This window comes from Vagococcus coleopterorum, assembly GCF_011303955.1.
In the GTDB taxonomy this organism is placed as follows: Bacteria; Bacillota; Bacilli; order Lactobacillales; family Vagococcaceae; genus Vagococcus_D; species Vagococcus_D coleopterorum.
On record NZ_CP049886.1, the window covers coordinates 965,829 to 985,807 of the forward strand.

The window sequence follows — 19,979 nt, forward strand, 5'->3', positions numbered from 1 at the left end:
TTATGCCTGAATTACCAGAAGTAGAAGCAGTCAGAATTGGATTAGAACAATTGGTTTTAAACAAAACAATTCAATCAGTAGATGTCTATTGGCCGCGAATTATTGAAAAGCCAGAAGTTGATGAGTTCAAGCTGATGCTACAGGGTGAAACGATTACGGGGCTAGAACGTCGAGGTAAGTTCTTGATTATCAGGCTGACTCACTATGATTTGATTTCTCATTTGAGGATGGAAGGGAAATATGAATTCAGTGAAGAGTCAGCATCATTACAAAAGCATGCCCATGTTGTTTTTAATTTTCAAGATGGCAGCAGCCTAAGTTATTTAGATGTGCGTAAGTTTGGTCGTATGGCATTAATTGAAAAAGGAACAGCAACTGACTATGCTGGGATAAAAAAACTTGGACCAGAACCGGTTGTTGAAGAATTTTTATTAGACCCGTTTGCAGTCGGTTTGAAAAAATCAGGTAAGGCAATTAAACCGTTATTACTGGAACAAAAATTAGTGACAGGCTTAGGTAATATCTATGTGGATGAGGCGTTATTCCAAGCCCAGATTCATCCGGAACAGCCAGCTGACACATTAACCAAGAAAGAAGTGACGATCCTTCACCAAGCAATTATTGACGTTTTAGGACGTGCGGTTGAAGCAGGAGGAACAACGATTCGAACATATAAAAATGCCTTAGGGGAAGCTGGTAAATTCCAGACAGCTTTGAAAGCTTATGGTCAAACCGGTGAACCTTGTGAGTATTGTGGTGGACCAATTGCTAAGAAGAAAGTGGCTCAACGTGGGACTCATTATTGTCCGAACTGTCAGCAGTTAAAACGTCGCAAGAGTAAAGGAGCAAAGTCATGACAAAAGTTGTTGGTTTAACAGGAGGAATAGCTACCGGAAAGTCAACTGTTAGTCGTTATTTTTCTGAGGTGGGATACCCAGTTATCGATGCGGATATCATCGCTAGAGAAGTGGTTGAACCAGGAGAACCAGGCTTAGCTCAAGTTGTTGCTTATTTTGGAGAGTCTATTTTACTTGAAGATGGTCATTTAAATAGAAAAAGATTAGGCGAAATCATTTTTAATGACAGTGAAAAACGTCGAAAGTTAGATGCTATTTTAGATGATGAAATTCGCGGAGAGATTTCAACGAGAATAGAAGAACAAGTTAAACTGGGAGCGCCTTTAGTTATAGTTGATATTCCACTTTTATATGAAGCTCATTATGATGAGATGATGGATGAAATTATAGTTGTGGGTTTGTCTGAAAAAATACAATTAGAACGGTTGTGTGCTAGAAATAAATTGACTGAAGAAGAGGGCTTAGCTCGTTTAGCCAGTCAGATGCCAATTTCTGAGAAAATCAAGTTAGCTGATGTTATCATTGATAACTCGGGAACGATCCCTGAAACGTATCAACAAATCGATCAATGGTTAGTTAAGAATAAAAAAATAAAACCTTCACATATGTGAAGGTTTTTTATTTTTTCCAAATGTATAAAGCATAGCCAGCCCAAAAAAGTAATAATACAGGGGACAGATAAGTTAATAATGAATAGAGCATTAAAAAGTTGCTGTCAGAAATTCGAGCGATTAGTTGGGATATAAATGGAATGAAGAGAAAAAGGAGGATTGCAATAATAATTAGGATTAGTGACATAGTAATGATTTTATCAATCTTTTCTTGTCGTGACATAGTATTCTCCTTTCAAGTTAAGGGGATATAAACGAAGACAAGGCAAGTGTATCTATTGGGCTTTTAGATGTCAATTAAAACTGAGGGAGAGCAAGTGTAGCAGACTATGTTCCATGAAACAATTGTGATATAATAGTTCTATAATTGGACAAATAATGGAATCGAATTGATAACATTTAAATTGAAAAAGAGGTGAACTGAAATGCAATGTGCAAAATGTCAAAACAATGGCTCTCGAGTAGTCGATAGCCGACCAGCAGATGATGGCCGAGCAATTCGTCGTCGTCGTGAATGTGAAGAGTGTGGCTTCCGTTTTACAACATTTGAAAGAATTGAAGCAGCACCATTATTAGTGATTAAAAAGAATGGTGGTCGTGAAGAATTTAACCGCGATAAAATCTTGCGTGGTCTAATTCGTTCTTCAGAGAAACGTCCTGTTTCGATGGAACAAATGGAACAAATTGTTGATCAAGTAGAGAACAAGGTTCGTTCATTAGGGGAAAATGAAGTGTCAACCAATCTAATTGGTGAATATGTCATGGAAGACTTAGTAAACTTGGATGAAATTTCATACATTCGTTTCGCAAGTGTTTACCGTCAATTTAAAGATATGAGTGTCTTCTTAAAAGAGATGCAAGAGATGTTAGATAAAGCAGAGAAATAGTCATATATAAAAATGGGAAAGGAGGAATAGACATGAATAGTGCTTGGAAGCAATTACATCCACAAGATAGTTTTACGGTAAAATTGTGTCAGGAAATAACGGTTCAAGATGAGCGTGTTTTAAGTTACTTATATCAACCGATTATTGGTATCGAAGCCTTTGGGTTATACCATGCCTTGTTAACCGCCATTGATGATCATGATTTCGATAGTCAAGAAACATTGCACAGTGAATTGTTTAATCAACTTAATCTTGATTTACCTAAAATCTTTAATGCCCGAGTAAAGCTTGAAGGGATTGGTTTGTTGCGTGTTTACGAAAAACAACAAGATAATTTCCGTCACTTTATTTATGAACTTATTCCGCCGTTAGCCCCAACAAATATTTTTAATGATGATGTTTTAAGTTTGTTATTATTAGATGCTGTGGGAGAAAAGCGTTTTGATAAATTAGTCAAACGTTTTGCGATTCCACAATGTCAGCCAACAGGCTATCAAGAGGTAACTCATAAATTTGTGGATGTCTTTCATTTCAAAGGGGAGCAGCTAGCTAGTCATAGCCAACAACTTACCCAAACGAAAGCCCAATTTACTGAAGTGGAGCTAACAAAATTATCACCAGTACGTGATAGCTTTGATTGGGATTACTTTATGAGTTTAATGAATGACTTTTTCTTAAATAAGGAAAAAATGACACAAGAAGTAAAAGATACAATCTATACGTTGCATAATTTATACGGCATCAATGAATTAACGATGCGTGAATTAGTGGAACCAAGTGTCGATTATGTCACTAATGAAATTAAAGTAAATGAGTTGCGTAAAGCGGTCATTGATAAATATCATGGTCGTAAGGAACAGCAAGCAGGTGAAGCCTCACCAGCTTTGGAAGGCTTAACTGATTCTGAGCAATTGATTCGTCGTAAAAATGACATGGTAGCAAAAGGTTATAGTGATGCGGATGTTGAATTTATTTTAGCAACAGAAAGTTATAGTCCGATGATTTACTTAGAATCAATCAAAGATCAAAAACGTGGGTTCATTTCTGATGGGGAACGTTATGCCATTGAAGGCCTAATTAAACGTTCAACATTATCAGATGCGGTGCTTAATGTTTTAATTCATTACATCTTAGTTGTTCAAGGTAAGCCAGATATTAATAAATTCCATGCGGAAACCATTGCCAATGATTGGGCACAAAATCAAATTAGAACGCCGGAAGCGGCATTTGAAAAAATTAAAGAAGTAGCTTCACAACAAGCAAGTAAGCCAAAACAATCTTATTCTAAAAAATCCTATGCTAAAAAAGGAGGTCGTAAAGAAACGACACCTGATTGGGTAGGTCAAACAAACCAAGAAACACGTGTTTCGAAAGAAGCAGAGGATCGTTTGAAAGAACGAATTAAAAAATTACGTGAACAGTCAAAGGAGGGTGACGCCTAATGGAACATGTTGGAGATGAAATGACAAAAGTTTTGAATAAAAACAATTGGAATGAACGCCTAGATGAATTAGTTAAAGAAGTGCTTGCTGATCCAGATGTAGCGGCCTTTATTTCAGAACATCAAGATGAATTAACCGATGAAGCGATTCATAAAAGCTACGCTAAAATGTATGAATACGTTCAAGAAAAACGTAAATTCAAATTGAACGAACCAAATATGATTGCCCCAGGGTATGAGCCTAAACTGTTTATGAACTTCCACTTTATTGATGTGACGTATGTCCCAACGGAAGAGTTATTACAAAAACAAGCGGAGCAATCACTACGTAATCGTGTGAAGGCTATTGGTATGCAGAAAGATATTCGTGAAGCCACATTAGAAAGTTACGAACCAACTGTTGAGCGTGAAGAAGCCTTAACAGCAGCTTTAGAATTTATCGAAGAGTATCCTAAAAATCCTAAAGCGTTCCATAAAGGTCTTTATTTACAAGGGTCTTATGGAGTTGGTAAAACTTATTTACTAGCCGTTATTGCCAATGAATTAGCTAAACAAGGGATTCAATCAACTTTGCTAAACTTCTCAGAGTTTGCTGTTGAAATGAAACGAGCTATTGCTACAAATACTACGGGTGATAAAGTCGATGCAATCAAGAAGTCACCAGTCTTAATGATTGATGATATTGGAGCAGACTTTATGGGCTCTTGGATTCGTGATGATATTTTAGGAGTTATCCTACAATATCGTATGCAAGAACAGTTACCAACTTTCTTTAGCTCTAATTTTAGTATGGAACAGTTAGAAAAAGAACACTTAATGGTAACCAAAGAAGGTAACGAAGAACCGATGAAAGCGGGCCGTATTATGGAACGTATTCGTTATCTAGCACGTGAAATTAAAATGGTAGGTGCCAACCGCCGTAATCCTTAAACTGATGGTAGAATTAACCCCGTGAAATAACGGGGTTTTACTATACCTGTCAAGAAAATTACATTGACAAAAGTATCTTATCTTAGTATAATTATTTTTGTTGCACAGAGGTGAAAAACATGAAATGGTCATTATTAGAACTAAATAAATTTAAAGATGAACCGTTAGTGTTCTCAGAAACAATTGATGTTAATCAATCGTTAACTGAAAGAGAACCTAATATTTTAGGGGCATCACCAGTTAAAGTATCAGGAATCTTTTCAGTCTCTCAAAATGAGTATATTGCTGATTTTGATATTGAAACAGAGCTGACTTTAGCATCAACTCGCTCATTAGAACCAGTGCCATATCTGACAAAGTTACATATAACTGAAATCTATATGACACCGGAGCAATTTGAAAAGCAACAAGATAAAATTGCGGCAGATGAATTAGTGATGATTCTGGAAAAAGACTTAATTGATTTAAGTGAAGCGGTTGAAGATCATTTGTTATTATCTTTACCACTACAAGTCTTAACTGATGAAGAGAAACAGTCTGAAGCTAACATTGTTGGTTCTGATTGGGAATTAATGTCAGAAGACGCTTATTACAATGAACGTCAGCAACAAGAACAAAACAATATTGATCCTCGTCTTGCAAAGTTGTCAGCTTTATTAGATAATAATAAAGATTCCGGTGATGAGTAAGATTGGAATAGATGGTGAAGAGTTTACTTTTCGCTAAATGATTTAAGGAGGTGTAGTTAATATGGCAGTACCTGCTAGAAGAACTTCAAAAGCTAAAAAAGCTAAGCGTCGTACGCATTACAAAATGTCAGTACCTGGTATGAGCACATGCTCAAACTGTGGCGAAATGAAACGTAGCCACCACGTATGTCCAGCTTGTGGTCATTACGATGGTAAAGACGTTAAAACAACTGAAGCATAATTAAACATTTTTTGAAATGTTCGAAATCCCTTTAGACAACCATGGAGTCTAAGGGATTTTTTTGTTGTCTGAGAATAAGGGTGTTTTATTTAAAAATTGATGAGAATAGGCTATAATAATCTAGAGTGTTAGATTACAAGAGATAAGCCGACTATTGGCTTATAAGTAGGAGGAAATGTTAAATGACTAAACAACAAATTGGTGTCGTAGGAATGGCTGTTATGGGTAAAAACCTAGCCTTAAACATTGAAAGTAGAGGGTATACTGTTTCAATCTTTAACCGAACTGCTTCAAGAACTGAGGAAGTGGTTGCAGAAAACCCAGGCAAAAAATTAGTACCCATGTATTCTGTAGAAGAGTTTGTTGCGTCATTAGAAAAACCTCGCCGTATTATGCTGATGGTACAAGCTGGAGATGCGACAGATAAAACAATTCAAAGTTTATTACCACATTTAGATAAAGGTGATATTTTAATTGATGGTGGGAACACATTCTATAAAGATACCATTCGTCGTAACGAAGAATTAGCTAACTCAGGAATTAACTTCATCGGGACAGGTGTTTCGGGCGGAGAAGAAGGAGCCTTAAAAGGACCTTCAATCATGCCGGGTGGACAAAAAGAAGCGTATGATTTAGTTGCACCAATTTTTGAAAAAATTGCGGCTGTGGCTGAAGATGGTGAATCATGTGTCACTTATATTGGACCCAATGGAGCTGGTCACTATGTGAAAATGGCCCACAACGGAATTGAATATGGTGATATGCAATTAATTGCTGAATCATATGATATTTTAACTCGTGTCCTAGGACTATCAGTTGAAGAATGTGCCACAATTTTTAACGATTGGAATGAAGGGGAATTAGATAGCTATCTAATGGAAATCACCTCTGATATTTTAACGCGTAAAGATCCTGAAACAGGCCAACCGATTGTTGATGTTATCATGGATGCTGCTGGGAATAAAGGAACAGGGAAATGGACAAGCCAAAGTGCCTTAGATTTAGGTGTGCCATTACCATTGATTACCGAATCAGTATTTGCTCGTTATATTTCAGCCATGAAAGAAGAACGTGTAGCAGCAAGTAAAGTGATCCCAGCGCCAACTGTAGCAACTTTCTCAGGCGATAAAAAAGAAATCGTTGAAAAAATTCGCCAAGCTTTATACTTTAGTAAAATTATGAGTTACGCTCAAGGTTTTGCTCAATTACGGATTGCTAGTGAAGAATATGGTTGGGATTTACAGTATGGTGAGATTGCTAAAATCTTCCGTGAAGGTTGTATTATTCGAGCAAAATTCTTGCAAAAAATTACAGACGCTTATGATCGTCAAGCAGACCTTAAAAACTTGTTATTAGATGAGTACTTCAATGAGATTACACAAAAATATCAACAGTCTGTGCGTGATGTTGTTTCACTAGCTGTCCAAGCAGGAGTACCGGTGCCAACATTTGCATCAGCAATCAGCTATTATGATTCATACCGCAGTGCAGATTTACCAGCCAATATTATCCAAGCACAACGTGATTACTTCGGTGCTCACACATACAAACGCAAGGATATGGAAGGGACATTCCACTTTGACTGGTACGGTGCAAATAACTAGAAGTTTGAAAAAGAAAGCGCTATAAATAGTCGTGGCTTTTTTAGATAATAATCTGTATAATGTACAGTATAGTGAGAAATTACAGTGTTGAGAAAGGAAATTACAACATATGAGTAATATTTTAATCATTGAAGATGAGAAAAATTTAGCCCGTTTTGTTGAGTTAGAATTGAAGCATGAAGGTTATCATGTTGAAGTTCACTACAATGGCAGAACAGGATTAGAAGCAGCGTTAGCAGGTGATTGGGATGCTATTTTACTAGACTTGATGTTACCTGAATTAAATGGATTAGAAGTTTGTCGTCGTATTAGACAAACAAAAAACACTCCAATTATTATGATGACTGCTCGTGATTCAGTTATTGATCGCGTTTCAGGTTTAGACCATGGTGCCGATGATTATATCGTGAAACCATTTGCGATTGAAGAACTATTAGCTCGTTTAAGAGCATTGCTTCGTCGTATTGATATTGAAGGCGACAAAAACATTATGAAACAAACGACGTTATCGTATCGCAACTTAACAATTGAAAAAGAAAATCGTATTGTTCGTCGTGATAATGAAGTAATTGAATTAACAAAACGTGAGTATGAGTTATTATTAGCCTTAATGGAAAATGTTAACGTTGTTCTTGCTCGTGATGTTCTTTTAAACAAGGTTTGGGGTTATGAGTCAGAAGTAGAAACAAACGTAGTAGATGTTTATATTCGTTATCTACGTAATAAAATTGATGTGCCAGGAGAAGAGAGCTATATTCAAACAGTTCGCGGAACTGGTTATGTTATGAGATCGTAATGGCAAAATTTAAAAAATCAATGACGTCGTTAGTGAAGTCCAATTTAACTTTAACTGTTAAGTGGACCTTGCTAACGTCCGTTTTTATATTTGTCTTATTTTCTACTTTTGCTATCATAACCTACAAATCGAGCACGGAAGTATTGGTTAAAGAAGAACAAACCAAATTAAAACAAACCCATATAGAGGTTGAAAAACGCTTGTCAGAATCGACAGAAGAATTAACACCTGAGAGTGTTGTTGAATTGTTAAAAAAGACTCATACTGAAACAACAGACAATAAAAAAATAGAATTAAATAGTTTTATTGCAGAGTTATCTCGTCCGGAAGTAACCACGACGATTTATAATTTTAATAAAGAAATTATTTTAGAAACACGTGAAAATAATTTTCCTTACAAAGGTAGTTTACAACGAGAAATTCAAGAAATTACTTTAAATGGTAAAGATGGGTTTATTTTGACGCAACCCGTTATGTCACAAGCTAATGATAAGTTAATTGGTTATATTCAATTATTTTATGATATGTCAGTTGTTCAAACAGTTAAATCAAAATTATTAGGAAATATCATCGTTTTGATGGCTATTGGTTTATTGGTTACGTTACTATTAGGCTTTTTATTATCATCTTATTTTTTACGACCATTACGAAAAATCACAAATGTTATCAATGAGATTAAAACAGATCCTCAGGCAGAAATTAGAATCCCTGAAATGCCTAATCGTGATGAATTTGGAGATTTAGCTGATGTCTTTAATGATATGATGGATCGGATGCAACGTTTCATTGAACAACAACAACAATTCGTTGAAGATGTATCACATGAATTAAGAACGCCTGTCGCGATTATAGAAGGGCACCTTAAGTTATTGAATCGTTGGGGGAAAGATGATCCAGAAGTCTTAGAGGAGTCCCTAGAAGCTTCTTTACAAGAGATTATTCGTATGAAGAGCCTCGTTCAGGAGATGTTAGATCTATCTCGTTTAGAACAAGTGGAATTCCAACACAAAAATGATATCTCACATGCTAAAGAAGTGATGCATCAAACATTTAATAACTTTAAAATTTTACACCCAGAGTTTACTTTCATTTTAGATGACGATTTATACCGCGAACGCCAAGTCAAAATTTATCGTCATCACTTTGAACAGTTGCTGATTATTTTATTGGATAATGCAGTTAAATATTCTACTGATCGTAAAGAGATTCATCTATCTTTATCGTCAACCCGAGATACGTTAGAAATTGCTATCCAGGATTTTGGTGAGGGGATATCGACAGAAGATTTAGATCAAGTCTTTAATCGTTTCTATCGTGTAGATAAAGCTCGCAGTCGTCACAAAGGTGGCAATGGCTTAGGCTTATCAATTGCTCGAGAACTTGTTGAAAGTTATGGCGGTCATATCTTAGCCGAAAGTGCTGTTGGCGTTGGAACAATCTTTAGGATTGAACTACCTTTAGTATCGCTTGAGCCAGAATTGAATGCATAAAAAAAGCCCGGTCAATTGACCGGGCTTTTTTTTAACCTACAAAGAAATGTAGAATGTAATAAATGATTGTTGATAAGGCAAATGCAATTGGTAAAGTAATCACCCAAGTGAATAACATACGTTTACCAGTGTCCCATTTAACACCTTTTGGACGGTGAGAAGTACCCACACCCATAATAGCAGAGCTAATTACGTGAGTTGTACTAACAGGTAAGTGAAGTAATGTCGCACTGAAGATGACAATAACAGAACTGATATCTGCTGCCACACCAGTCACTGGTTTAATCTTCATGATTTTACCACCAACTGTTTTGATGATTTTCCAACCACCAATACTTGTCCCGATTGCCATAGCAGTCGCACAGGCAATTTGTACCCATGTTTGAACATCGCTACCAGATTGGTAACCACCGGCAATTAAGGCCATTGTGATAATACCCATCGCTTTTTGAGCATCATTAGTCCCGTGAGTAAATGATTGCAGTGCTGCTGTTAAAATTTGGACTAAACGAAAATTACGATTCGCTCGAGCTAAATTGTGATTCTTAAAGATGAATTTAATAATTGTATAAACAACATAACCAACAAAGAATGCTAGAACAGGGGATAAAATTAAACCGCCAAAAATTTCTAGTAAGCCAGTTTTATTGATAGCAGAAAAACCTGCCGCAGCTACAGTTGCACCTGCAATAGAACCGATTAAAGCATGAGATGAACTACTTGGAATACCAAAGTACCAAGTAACTAAGTTCCAAGTGATTGCAGATAATAAAGCTGCAATCAAGACAACTTGCATATTCACATGCGGTAAATCAAAGGTTGTTGATAAAACAATATCATCAGTAATTCTTTTAGCCACACCTTGGAAAAGAAGGGCACCTAAGAAGTTCATTGATGCTGCTAATAAGATAGCGTGTTTTGGTTTAAGTGCTTTTGTTGAAACACTTGTAGCGATTGCATTAGCTGTATCGTGGAAACCGTTGATTAAGTCAAAAACTAATGAACAGGCAACGATGACAGCGGTTAAAATTAGTAATTGATCCATGATTTATTAGCCCCCTATGCGTTCTTCATAACGATAGAGTTTAGAGTTTTTGAAACATCTTCACAGAAGTTTGCAATTTCTTCCAAGTTTTCATAAACCGTTTTGTAACGGATTAAACGAATTGGATCTTCCTCATCTTGGAATAAATCTAATAAAGCTTTACGGTAAAGAGCGTCACAAGCTGATTCGTGCGCTTTGATTTTTTTAGATAGGGCATTGATATCTTTTAATTTTTTGTGGAACATTAATTCAACTGCTTCACAAATTGATTCACAGGCACCAGAAATTTCAGCTGCCATGCTTGTAATAACGTCATTAAATTTAGATAAGTGACAAATTTCAAATGAAAGAGCCGCTTTCTCCATTGAGTCTAATACGTCATCAATACGGTTAGTTAATTCAAGTAAATCTTCACGTTCGATTGGTGTAATAAATGTATCATTTAATTCTACAATCATCTTATAAACAAGACGGTCACCTTGTGACTCGTAGTTATTGATTGTTTCTGAGAAAACTGTGATATCTTCAAGTTTTTCTGGAGAGAAAGATGAAAAGTATGATGCCGCTTCACTTAGATTAGCAGTCATTTCATTTAAAATCTCGCCAAATTGATCTTTTTTATTTCTTCCAAACATTAAAAAAATCCCCTCACATTGTTTTTTATTTACTACCAAATACATCATCATGGTAACACAAATAAAACCAATAAACTAATGAAATCTTCACTTTATTTGAAAAAAAATGAAACAGCCTTTGAAAGGGTTGAAACCATTGATGTATAAGGTTTTATTAATGGTTCCATAATCACAAAATGTATGCGTTTTCATTAATTTGGAACAAAATAAAAGACTGATTTCATATTCGAAATCAGTCATAAATATTTCATTATTTTTTTGGTTGTTTGCCAGCGTTACGGCCACCTGTTGATTGTGTATTTCTTGATGCATTCACAGCTTTAGTTGTGGCTGTTGTTGGACGAGTAGGTGGTGTCACGTCTTGTACAGGGATATCACGGACTGGTTTTGGTGGATTTAAACGAAATTCTTCTTCAACCACTTTACGAACTTTTGGTTTTTGAATGAACGTTGAGATAATCGTTTGAATACAACTGAAGATACCTCCGACTACCCAGTATAAAGTGACACCAGCTGGTGAACTAAATGATACAAAGATAATCATAAGGGGAGACATATACATCATTGTTTGCATTTGTTTCTTTTGCTCTTCTGGTACGCCATGTAAACTGATGTAACTTTGTAGTAAATAAGTTAAACCAGCTAAAGCTGTTAAGAGTAAACTACGTTCAGCTAAGTTAATTCCTAAGAATGATTGACTTTCAATTCCCGGCATAAATTTAATTGTATAGAAAAGAGCAGTAAAGATTGGCATTTGGACTAGTAAAGGTAGGCAACCGATACCACCGAACATGCTCATGTTGTTATCTTTATATAAGGCTTGTAATTGCTGGTTAGCTGCCATTTGTTCAGCAGGTGTTGTCGCTGCTTTTTGACGTTCTTGAATGGCTGACATCTGAGGTTTTAAGTAAGCCATTTTTTCAGATTGATAGGCAGCTTTCTTAGTTTGGTATAAACCAAGAGGTAAAATAATTAAACGAATGATGATTGTAAATAAAATGATCGCTAATCCATAATTACCATCTAAGAAACCTAAGAAAGTTGTTAAAAGATTAGTCATTGGTTCAACAAGTAAGTTGTAAACCCAACCTTCACCAGTAGGGACCCCATTTTTTTGGTCCACACAACCTGATAAAGTGATTAAAACTAACACTAAACTTGAGGCTAAAACTATTTTTTTATTTGATTTTTTCATAAGTGACATCCTTTTTCAGTATTTATTAACACAGTTTACTATAAGCTATTCAGAGGTATATTTCAATCGTGGGAGTAAAATCTAAGTTGTGCTTTAAACTTATTTTAAGTTATCTAGTGATTATTTAGTCAGAATGATATAATACAAGGAAGAGATTGATAAAGGACGCGATAAAATGAACGAAATTACTTCAAGCCAAAATAATTATATTAAAAGTTTAAAAAAATTAACAAAGAAAAAAGAGCGAACATCACAAGGTCGCTATTTATTAGATGGTGAGCACTTAGTAGGAGAGGCACTTAAAAGTGGAACTGAAATTGAAGCTATCTTATATAGTAGAGAGTTTTTAGAAAACCATTCTAACTTATCTATTTCAGACAATGTTGAGACTTATTTATTATCAAATGAGATAATGAAACAGTTATCGTTTGTACCAGCTCCTCAAGGTATTATGGCAGTTGTTAAGTTACCAACTAACAAAGTCGAGTTAAAAACAAATCAGCCAATTTTAGTCTTAGACAATGTTCAAGATCCTGGTAACGTTGGTACGATGATTCGCACAGCTGATGCTGCAGGTTTTGGTACAGTCTTTTTAGGAGAAGGCACAGCAGATATTTATAATGATAAAGTTTTGCGCTCAATGCAAGGGAGTCACTTCCACATCGATGTGATTGAAGGGACTATTCTAGAGCTGATGTCTACATTGTCTGAAAAAAACATCCCAGTCTATGGCACGGAATTAAATCCTCAAGCTGTTTGCTATCGTGAGATTAAACCAATGGAACAGTTTGCATTAGTGATGGGTAATGAAGGACAAGGAGTGGGCGCTGAAATCTTAGCTCAAACAACCAAAAATGTCTACATTCCAATTGTCGGTGAAGCTGAATCGTTAAATGTTGCGGTAGCTGCAGGAGTTCTAATGTTTGCTTTAAAAGCGTAATTATTATGAATTTATTAACCTCAATCCATTTTTTAGCTATAAGCTATAGAAGGTGATACACTAGTTATTAAGAGTTCAAAATAACTTAGTAGAGGAATGTCGCGCTTGAAAAAAGATTGGAAAAAAGATCAAGAGTATGTCGCTTTAGTAGAGGATTTGCTAGCAACGGATGAAGTTCAAAGCTTAGCAGAATTTACTCAGCATCATTATTCAACTCGACTTGATCATTCAATAGCTGTTTCATATCGTAGTTATCTTTTAGCCAAACGTCTAGGTGGCGATGTTCGCTCAACAGCACGTGCAGGCTTACTACATGATTTATTTTATTATGATTGGCGTACTGAAGAGTATACCGGCGGGACACATGCTTATGTTCATCCCCGTGTTGCTTTAGAAAATGCTGAAAAATTAACTGAGTTAAACAAAAGAGAACGTGATATAATAGTCAAGCATATGTGGTTGGCTACGATTGCGCCACCACGATATAAAGAGAGTTACATCGTAACCATGGTTGATAAGTACTGTGCGATAAATGAAGTTATCGTACCAGCTTGTCGCAATGCCAAACAACGAATGACCTCATTATTCAACTTAGCAAGTTAAGTGATGAAAAAGCAATCAACCATTTGGTGGTTGCTTTTTTTATGGATTATTATGAAGGAGTGTTATAAATGTCTGAAAAAGAAAATGAATGTGGTGAAAAATTCCAATTATGCCCTAAGTTTGAAAAAACATTTTCAATGTTAGGAAAACGATGGAATGGTTTGATTATTGATGTCTTATTGGAAACAGGTCCCCAGCGTTATAATGAGTTAGCTGAAAAAATCCCAATGGTTAGTGACCGTGTTTTAGTTGAACGTTTAAAAGAACTAGAAGCTTTTGGAGTTGTAGAAAGACATGAAGATGATAACAATAGTAAAAAAGTTGAGTATGCCTTAACAGAACAAGGACAAGATTTAAAAGAAGTCATGTCTGAAATTCAAGACTGGGCTGTAAAATGGATGTAGGCTGTTAGCAAGTTGACCTAGGTACTATTTTCTAGTAAACTAAGGCATAAGATAATAGTAACAACGTTGAAGGAAAAGAGTAGCATGTGAGCTGATATCCAGGGAATTCTAGTCAAGACTGAGAGCTAGAATAGAGGCTGCAAGTGAAGTTCACTTCCTGAGTTGCTTAGTGTCATGCTGAGCCGGTGCCATTCACCGTTAACAAAGAAGAGAGTATCGTCTTATCGTAGACGGTAAATTAGGATGGTACCGCGAGACTTCGTTCCTTGATAGGAATGAGGTCTTTTTTTGTGTCTTGAAACAGCGACAGCTATTAAAATAAAAGTGAGGAGCATGAATAATGTCATTAAAAGAACAATTAGAAACGTTAAAACATGAAACGTTAGCTAAAATTTCAGCTAGTGAAGCTTTAGCAGAATTAAATCAAATCAGAGTGGAAACGCTAGGTAAAAAAGGTCCTATCACAGAAGTCCTACGAGGAATGAAAGATTTATCAGCAGAAGAACGCCCGGTTGTAGGTAGTTTTGCCAATGAAATTCGCGACCATTTAGCGGAACAATTAGAAGCTAAAAAAGTTGAGTTAGAGGCTGCTGAATTAAATGCTAAATTAGCTAGTGAAACAATTGATGTGACATTGCCAGGTAAAGAATCAGCTCGTGGCGCAGCCCACATTTTAACGCAAACAATGTCAGAGATGGAAGATATTTTCTTAGGTATGGGTTATCAAGTCGTTGAAGGGTTTGAAGTGGAACAAGATGAATACAACTTTGAACGCATGAACTTACCCAAAGATCATCCAGCTCGTGATATGCAAGATACCTTCTATATTACTGAAGAGCTTTTATTAAGAACACACACATCACCAGTCCAAGCTCGGACAATGGAAGTTCACGATTTTTCTAAAGGACCATTACGTATGATTAGTCCAGGTAAAGTATTCCGTCGTGATAGCGATGATGCAACTCACAGTCACCAATTCCATCAAATTGAAGGCTTGGTCATTGATAAAAACATTACGATGGGTGACTTAAAAGGAACCCTTGAAGTAGTCATGAAAAAAATGTTTGGTGAAGACCGTGAAATCCGTCTGCGTCCAAGTTATTTCCCATTTACAGAACCATCAGTTGAAGTTGATGTGAGCTGTTTCAAATGTGGTGGCGAAGGCTGTAACGTTTGTAAGGAAACAGGTTGGATTGAAATTTTAGGAGCAGGTATGGTTCATCCAAACGTTCTAAAAATGTCAGGTATTGATTCAGATGTCTATAGCGGATTTGCTTTCGGTATGGGACCAGACCGTATTGCAATGTTACGTTATGGTGTAAATGATATTCGTTATTTCTATCAAAACGATCAACGTTTCTTAAATCAATTTTCAGTGAAGGAGAATTAATATGTTAGTTTCTTATAAATGGTTAAGTGAAATGCTAGATTTATCAAATGTGACTGCTGAAGAATTAGCAGATAAAATGTCTCGTACTGGGATTGAAGTAGAAGAAGTCAATCAACCATCAGCAGGGTTGAAAAAAATTGTTGTCGGTGATGTGAAGGAATGTGTGCCACATCCTGATAGTGATCACTTATCAATTTGCCAAGTCGATGTAGGTGAAGACGAACTTTATCAAATCGTCTGTGGTGCTCCAAATATTCAAGCTGGTAAAAAAGTGATTGTGGCAATGCCAAACTCACGTATTGCTGGCAATGTAAAAATTAAAAAAGGTAAAATGCGTGGTGAAGTGTCATTAGGAATGATTTGTTCTTTAGATGAATTGGGTTATTCTGAAAACGTCGTGCCAAAAGCTTACTCAGATGGTATTTTCTTTATGCCAGAAGATGCAGTACCAGGTTCAGATGTTTATCCGTATTTAGGTATGGAAGATGAAATCATCGAGCTATCAATTACACCAAACCGTGCGGATGCTTTAAGTATGAGAGGTGCTGCTCATGAAGTTGGTGCAATTTACAATCAAAAACCAACCTTCGAAACATTAGAATTAAAAGAAGATGCTAGTGAAAAAGCAGCCGATTATCTGTCTGTTTCTGTGACAGATGAAAAAGATACTCCAAATTATCGTATGCGTATTGTGAAAGACGTGACGGTAAAAGAAAGTCCGGCTTGGTTACAAAATCGCTTAATGAATGCGGGGATTCGCCCGATTAATAACTTAGTGGATGTGACAAACTATGTGTTAATTTTATTCGGTCAACCTTTACATGCCTTTGACTATAACCAATTAGGTAGCAAAGAAATCTTAGTTCGTCGTGGTCAAGCTGGTGAAAAATTAGTGACTTTAGATGAAGAAGAACGCGACATTACAGCTGAAAACGTTGTGATTACCAACGGTCAAAAACCATTAGCCCTAGCAGGAATCATGGGTGGTAAAGAATCAGAAATTACTGATGGAACGACAACCGTTGCCATTGAAGCAGCAAGCTTCGACGGAATTATTACTCGTAAATCTGCGAAACAATTTGGTTTACGTAGTGAATCAAGTAGCCGTTTTGAAAAAGGCATTAACTTAGATACTGTTGAAGAAGCATTGGCATTTGCTGCTCAAATGATGGCTGACTTAGGTGAAGGAACGGTTGTTTCTGGAGAAGTTGTCGGAACAGAAACTAAAGCACCTGAAACAAGTGTGACCATTGCTCTAGCAAAAATTAATCGTAGTTTAGGAACAGATTTAACGGTTTCTGCTGTGTCAGATATTTTAAAAGCCTTAGACTTTGAATTTACTGAAAGCGGAGAAGTCTTTACGGTATCGATTCCAGGACGCCGTTGGGATATTTCAATTGAAGCAGATATGATTGAAGAAGTGGCTCGCATTTATGGATATGATAATTTGCCATCAACATTACCAAGCGGGGAAGCTCTACCAGGTGCTTTAACATCAGATCAAGCCATTACTCGTGCTATCCGTGAATCAGTTGAAGGATCAGGTTTATCTGAAGCGATTAGCTATGCCTTAACAACAGAAGATAAAGCAACTGCTTTCGTATTAGAAGATGCACCGGTTGTTGCCTTACAGTCGCCAATGAGTTCAGATCGCGGGGTTTTACGTCAAAGCTTAATTAGCGGGTTGTTAGAAGATGTGGCTTATAACATCGCTCGTAAAAATAATGATGTGGCTTTATATGAAATCGGTAAAGTCTTCAGTCAAGTTGCTGATGAAATATTACCTAAAGAAGTGAATCACTTAGGTTTTGCTATTAGTGGTTTATGGCAACAACAAACATGGCAAAATGGTAAAGAGTTAGTTGATTTCTATGTTTTAAAAGGTATTTTAGAAAATATCTTTAAACGTTTAGGACTTACAGATGTCATCCGATTTGAAGCGACAACAGAATTGACTGATTTACACCCAGGCCGTAGTGCAAAATTAGTAGCTGGTGAACAAACAATTGGTTTCATTGGACAAGTTCATCCAGTAATTGCTAAAGCCTATGATGTTAATGAAACCTATGTGGCTGAAATTAATTTGGAAGCTTTACTAGCCCTAGATGGCGTGGGCATCAAGTATCAAGAAGTTGGGAAATTCCCAGCGATGACACGTGATATGGCGTTATTAGTTAATAGTGAAGTTAGCAACCAACAATTAGTTGATGTTATCAAAGCTAATGCTGGAAAATTCCTAGCAGACATCAAGTTGTTTGATATTTTCCAAGGTGAAAAATTAGGGGCTGACAAAAAATCAATGGCCTATTCTTTAACATTTTTAAATAATGAAGCAACACTAGTTGACGAAGAAGTAACCTCTGCGATGGATAAGATCCAGGCAGCGCTTGTGAGTGAATTAGGTGTGGAAGTAAGATAAGTTTGAAGCACGTTACCCTCTGGTAGCGTGCTTTTTAACTTTAAAAATGGTAAACTGAATAGAAGTAAATCATGAAATAAGAGATGATTATTTGAGGAGGGCTAAGATGACTGAATTTTTAAGTGATATTGAGATTGCGCAACAAGCAGAGATGGCCTACATAGACGAGGTTGTTAAAAAGATAGGCTTAACTCGAGATAATATTGAACTATTTGGGAATTACAAAGCTAAAATTGATGTCGATTCTTTAGTAGATAAAGAAGCAAAAGGAAAATTGATTTTAGTCACTGCAATTACTCCGACACCAGCTGGAGAAGGAAAAACAACAACAGTTGTGGGTTTAGGTGATGGGCTAAATAAAATTGGTAAAAAGGCAATTGTTGCCTTGCGTGAACCATCATTAGGTCCGGTTTTTGGAATGAAAGGCGGAGCTGCCGGTGGTGGTTATGCCCAAGTCGTTCCAATGGAAGATATTAACTTACATTTTACAGGCGATTTTCATGCGATTGGAGCAGCCAATAACTTATTAGCTGCTATGCTTGATAACCATATTCACCAAGGTAATGAGCTTCAAATAGATGTGAATCGGATTACTTGGAAACGTTGTATGGATATGAATGATCGTCAATTACGTCAAGTTGTTGATGGTTTAGGACCAAAAGTGAATGGCGTCCCACGTGAGGATGGCTTTGAGATTACAGTGGCATCAGAAATCATGGCTATTCTATGTTTAGCAACGGATTTAAATGATTTGAAAACACGGCTAGAAAATATCATTGTTGCCTATACGATTAAAAATGAACCCGTAACCGCAGGTGAGATAAAGGCTGCAGGAGCTATGACAGCTTTGCTTAAAGAAGCCATCAAACCAAACATTGTCCAAACGTTAGAGCACAATCCAGCGATTATTCATGGTGGGCCGTTTGCTAATATCGCTCACGGATGTAACTCGGTGATTGCCACGCAAACAGCTTTGAAATTAAGTGATTATGTGGTCACAGAAGCTGGTTTCGGAGCAGACTTAGGGGCCGAGAAATTCTTAGACATAAAATGTCGTCAAGCTAACTTACAACCCGATGCGGTTGTCGTTGTTGGTACAATTCGTGCCTTGAAAATGCATGGTGGATTAGCTAAGTCGGAACTAGGTAATGAAGATTTAGGTGCACTTAAAGCAGGTCTTCCTAACTTATTGAAACATGTGAGTAATATGACAGATGTCTATCATTTACCAACAGTTGTAGCGCTTAACAAGTTCCCTACAGATACAGAAGCTGAAGTTAACTTAGTGATTGACGAATGTGCTAAGTTAGGTGTAGAAGTTATTTTGTCTGATGTCTGGGCAAAAGGTGGAGCAGGTGCGACAGAGCTTGCTGAAAAAGTCGTGGCGTTAACTGAACAAGCAAATAAAGACTTCAGATTTGCTTATGAGGAAGAATTATCAATTGAAGATAAAATCTTAACACTAACTAAGCGTATTTATGGTGGCTCAGCAGTCAATTATTCTAAAGCTGCTAAGCAACAATTAATCAACTTAACGGAACTAGGTTTTGCTAATCTTCCAATTTGCATGGCGAAAACACAGTATTCATTTTCCGATGACCCAAGTTTAATTGGAGCGCCGACAGACTTTGAAATTGAAGTTACAAAATTAAAAGTATCTGCTGGTGCAGGATTTATTGTTGTCTACACAGGTGATGTGATGACAATGCCAGGTCTGCCTAAAGTACCTGCAGCAAATAATATAAGCGTGAATGAAAAAGGCCAAATTACTGGCTTGTTTTAAATGGAAAAGCTCATCTTGG

The 19,979-nt window shown here is 36.5% G+C and carries 19 protein-coding genes and 1 other annotated feature; of the genes, 16 read left to right on the top strand and 3 right to left on the bottom strand.

The features are described from left to right. Positions 1 to 2 precede the first annotated feature (2 nt). From mutM to G7081_RS04835, 10 genes are all read left to right on the top strand, one after another. The gene (gene mutM, locus G7081_RS04790) at positions 3 to 857 is read left to right on the top strand and encodes a DNA-formamidopyrimidine glycosylase (protein WP_166007821.1); all 855 of its coding nucleotides are present in this window, start codon (positions 3 to 5) and stop codon (positions 855 to 857) included. Further along, the gene (coaE, locus tag G7081_RS04795) at positions 854 to 1,468 is read left to right on the top strand and encodes a dephospho-CoA kinase (RefSeq protein WP_166007822.1); all 615 of its coding nucleotides are present in this window, start codon (positions 854 to 856) and stop codon (positions 1,466 to 1,468) included. The genes mutM and coaE overlap by 4 nt, the downstream gene beginning before the upstream one ends. A gap of 425 nt (positions 1,469 to 1,893) precedes the next feature. Beyond that, entirely contained in the window at positions 1,894 to 2,355 is a 462-nt protein-coding gene (gene nrdR / locus G7081_RS04800) for a transcriptional regulator NrdR (protein WP_166007823.1), read from the top strand. A 32-nt stretch (positions 2,356 to 2,387) separates the two neighbouring features. Next, on the top strand, positions 2,388 to 3,797 hold the full coding sequence (locus G7081_RS04805) for a replication initiation and membrane attachment family protein (protein ID WP_166007824.1): 1,410 nt from the start codon (positions 2,388 to 2,390) through the stop codon (positions 3,795 to 3,797). Further along, positions 3,797 to 4,726 carry a primosomal protein DnaI gene (gene dnaI, locus G7081_RS04810; RefSeq protein WP_166007825.1) on the top strand — a complete coding sequence of 310 codons (930 nt, stop codon included), beginning with the start codon at positions 3,797 to 3,799 and terminating at the stop codon, positions 4,724 to 4,726. Before G7081_RS04805 ends, dnaI begins: the two co-directional genes overlap by 1 nt. 119 nt (positions 4,727 to 4,845) lie before the next feature. Further along, on the top strand, positions 4,846 to 5,415 hold the full coding sequence (locus G7081_RS04815; RefSeq protein WP_166007826.1) for a DUF177 domain-containing protein: 570 nt from the start codon (positions 4,846 to 4,848) through the stop codon (positions 5,413 to 5,415). Between the two features lie 61 nt (positions 5,416 to 5,476). Next, a complete protein-coding gene (rpmF, locus tag G7081_RS04820; protein WP_166007827.1) occupies positions 5,477 to 5,656 on the top strand; it encodes a 50S ribosomal protein L32 in 180 nt (59 codons plus the stop codon). Between the two features lie 182 nt (positions 5,657 to 5,838). Further along, positions 5,839 to 7,260: an NADP-dependent phosphogluconate dehydrogenase gene (gene gndA, locus G7081_RS04825; protein ID WP_166007828.1), complete on the top strand. Its 1,422-nt coding sequence runs from the start codon at positions 5,839 to 5,841 to the stop codon at positions 7,258 to 7,260. Between the two features lie 109 nt (positions 7,261 to 7,369). Further along, positions 7,370 to 8,056, top strand: a complete 687-nt coding sequence (locus G7081_RS04830; protein ID WP_166007829.1) for a response regulator transcription factor — start codon at positions 7,370 to 7,372, stop codon at positions 8,054 to 8,056. After that, on the top strand, positions 8,056 to 9,546 hold the full coding sequence (locus G7081_RS04835; RefSeq protein WP_166007830.1) for a HAMP domain-containing histidine kinase: 1,491 nt from the start codon (positions 8,056 to 8,058) through the stop codon (positions 9,544 to 9,546). The genes G7081_RS04830 and G7081_RS04835 overlap by 1 nt, the downstream gene beginning before the upstream one ends. Before the next feature lie 31 nt (positions 9,547 to 9,577). On the opposite strand, the gene G7081_RS04840 is transcribed toward G7081_RS04835, so the two are convergent. The 3 genes from G7081_RS04840 to yidC all read right to left on the bottom strand — a co-directional run bounded on the left by G7081_RS04840 (position 9,578) and on the right by yidC (position 12,421). Then, positions 9,578 to 10,591: an inorganic phosphate transporter gene (locus tag G7081_RS04840; protein WP_166007831.1), complete on the bottom strand. Its 1,014-nt coding sequence runs from the start codon at positions 10,589 to 10,591 to the stop codon at positions 9,578 to 9,580. A gap of 14 nt (positions 10,592 to 10,605) precedes the next feature. Continuing rightward, complete coding sequence (locus G7081_RS04845; protein ID WP_166007832.1) at positions 10,606 to 11,226, bottom strand: DUF47 domain-containing protein; 621 nt, start codon at positions 11,224 to 11,226, stop codon at positions 10,606 to 10,608. Positions 11,227 to 11,476: 250 nt separating this feature from the next. After that, the gene (gene yidC / locus G7081_RS04850) at positions 11,477 to 12,421 is read right to left on the bottom strand and encodes a membrane protein insertase YidC (RefSeq protein ID WP_166007833.1); all 945 of its coding nucleotides are present in this window, start codon (positions 12,419 to 12,421) and stop codon (positions 11,477 to 11,479) included. Positions 12,422 to 12,596: 175 nt separating this feature from the next. Here yidC and G7081_RS04855 point away from each other — a divergent pair, with 175 nt between their 5' ends. From G7081_RS04855 to G7081_RS04880, 6 genes are all read left to right on the top strand, one after another. Beyond that, the gene (locus tag G7081_RS04855; RefSeq protein WP_166007834.1) at positions 12,597 to 13,361 is read left to right on the top strand and encodes a TrmH family RNA methyltransferase; all 765 of its coding nucleotides are present in this window, start codon (positions 12,597 to 12,599) and stop codon (positions 13,359 to 13,361) included. 105 nt (positions 13,362 to 13,466) lie between these two features. Continuing rightward, the gene (locus G7081_RS04860; protein ID WP_166007835.1) at positions 13,467 to 13,964 is read left to right on the top strand and encodes an HD domain-containing protein; all 498 of its coding nucleotides are present in this window, start codon (positions 13,467 to 13,469) and stop codon (positions 13,962 to 13,964) included. Positions 13,965 to 14,032: 68 nt separating this feature from the next. Continuing rightward, positions 14,033 to 14,368, top strand: coding sequence for a winged helix-turn-helix transcriptional regulator (locus tag G7081_RS04865; protein ID WP_166007836.1), 336 nt, complete (start codon positions 14,033 to 14,035; stop codon positions 14,366 to 14,368). Between the two features lie 57 nt (positions 14,369 to 14,425). Beyond that, positions 14,426 to 14,638, top strand: a binding site (T-box leader). A gap of 70 nt (positions 14,639 to 14,708) precedes the next feature. Next, on the top strand, positions 14,709 to 15,758 hold the full coding sequence (gene pheS / locus G7081_RS04870; protein ID WP_166007837.1) for a phenylalanine--tRNA ligase subunit alpha: 1,050 nt from the start codon (positions 14,709 to 14,711) through the stop codon (positions 15,756 to 15,758). A 1-nt stretch (position 15,759) separates the two neighbouring features. Next, positions 15,760 to 18,177, top strand: coding sequence for a phenylalanine--tRNA ligase subunit beta (pheT, locus tag G7081_RS04875; RefSeq protein ID WP_166007838.1), 2,418 nt, complete (start codon positions 15,760 to 15,762; stop codon positions 18,175 to 18,177). A 106-nt stretch (positions 18,178 to 18,283) separates the two neighbouring features. Continuing rightward, complete coding sequence (locus G7081_RS04880; protein ID WP_166007839.1) at positions 18,284 to 19,960, top strand: formate--tetrahydrofolate ligase; 1,677 nt, start codon at positions 18,284 to 18,286, stop codon at positions 19,958 to 19,960. The last annotated feature ends 19 nt before the right edge of the window (positions 19,961 to 19,979 follow it).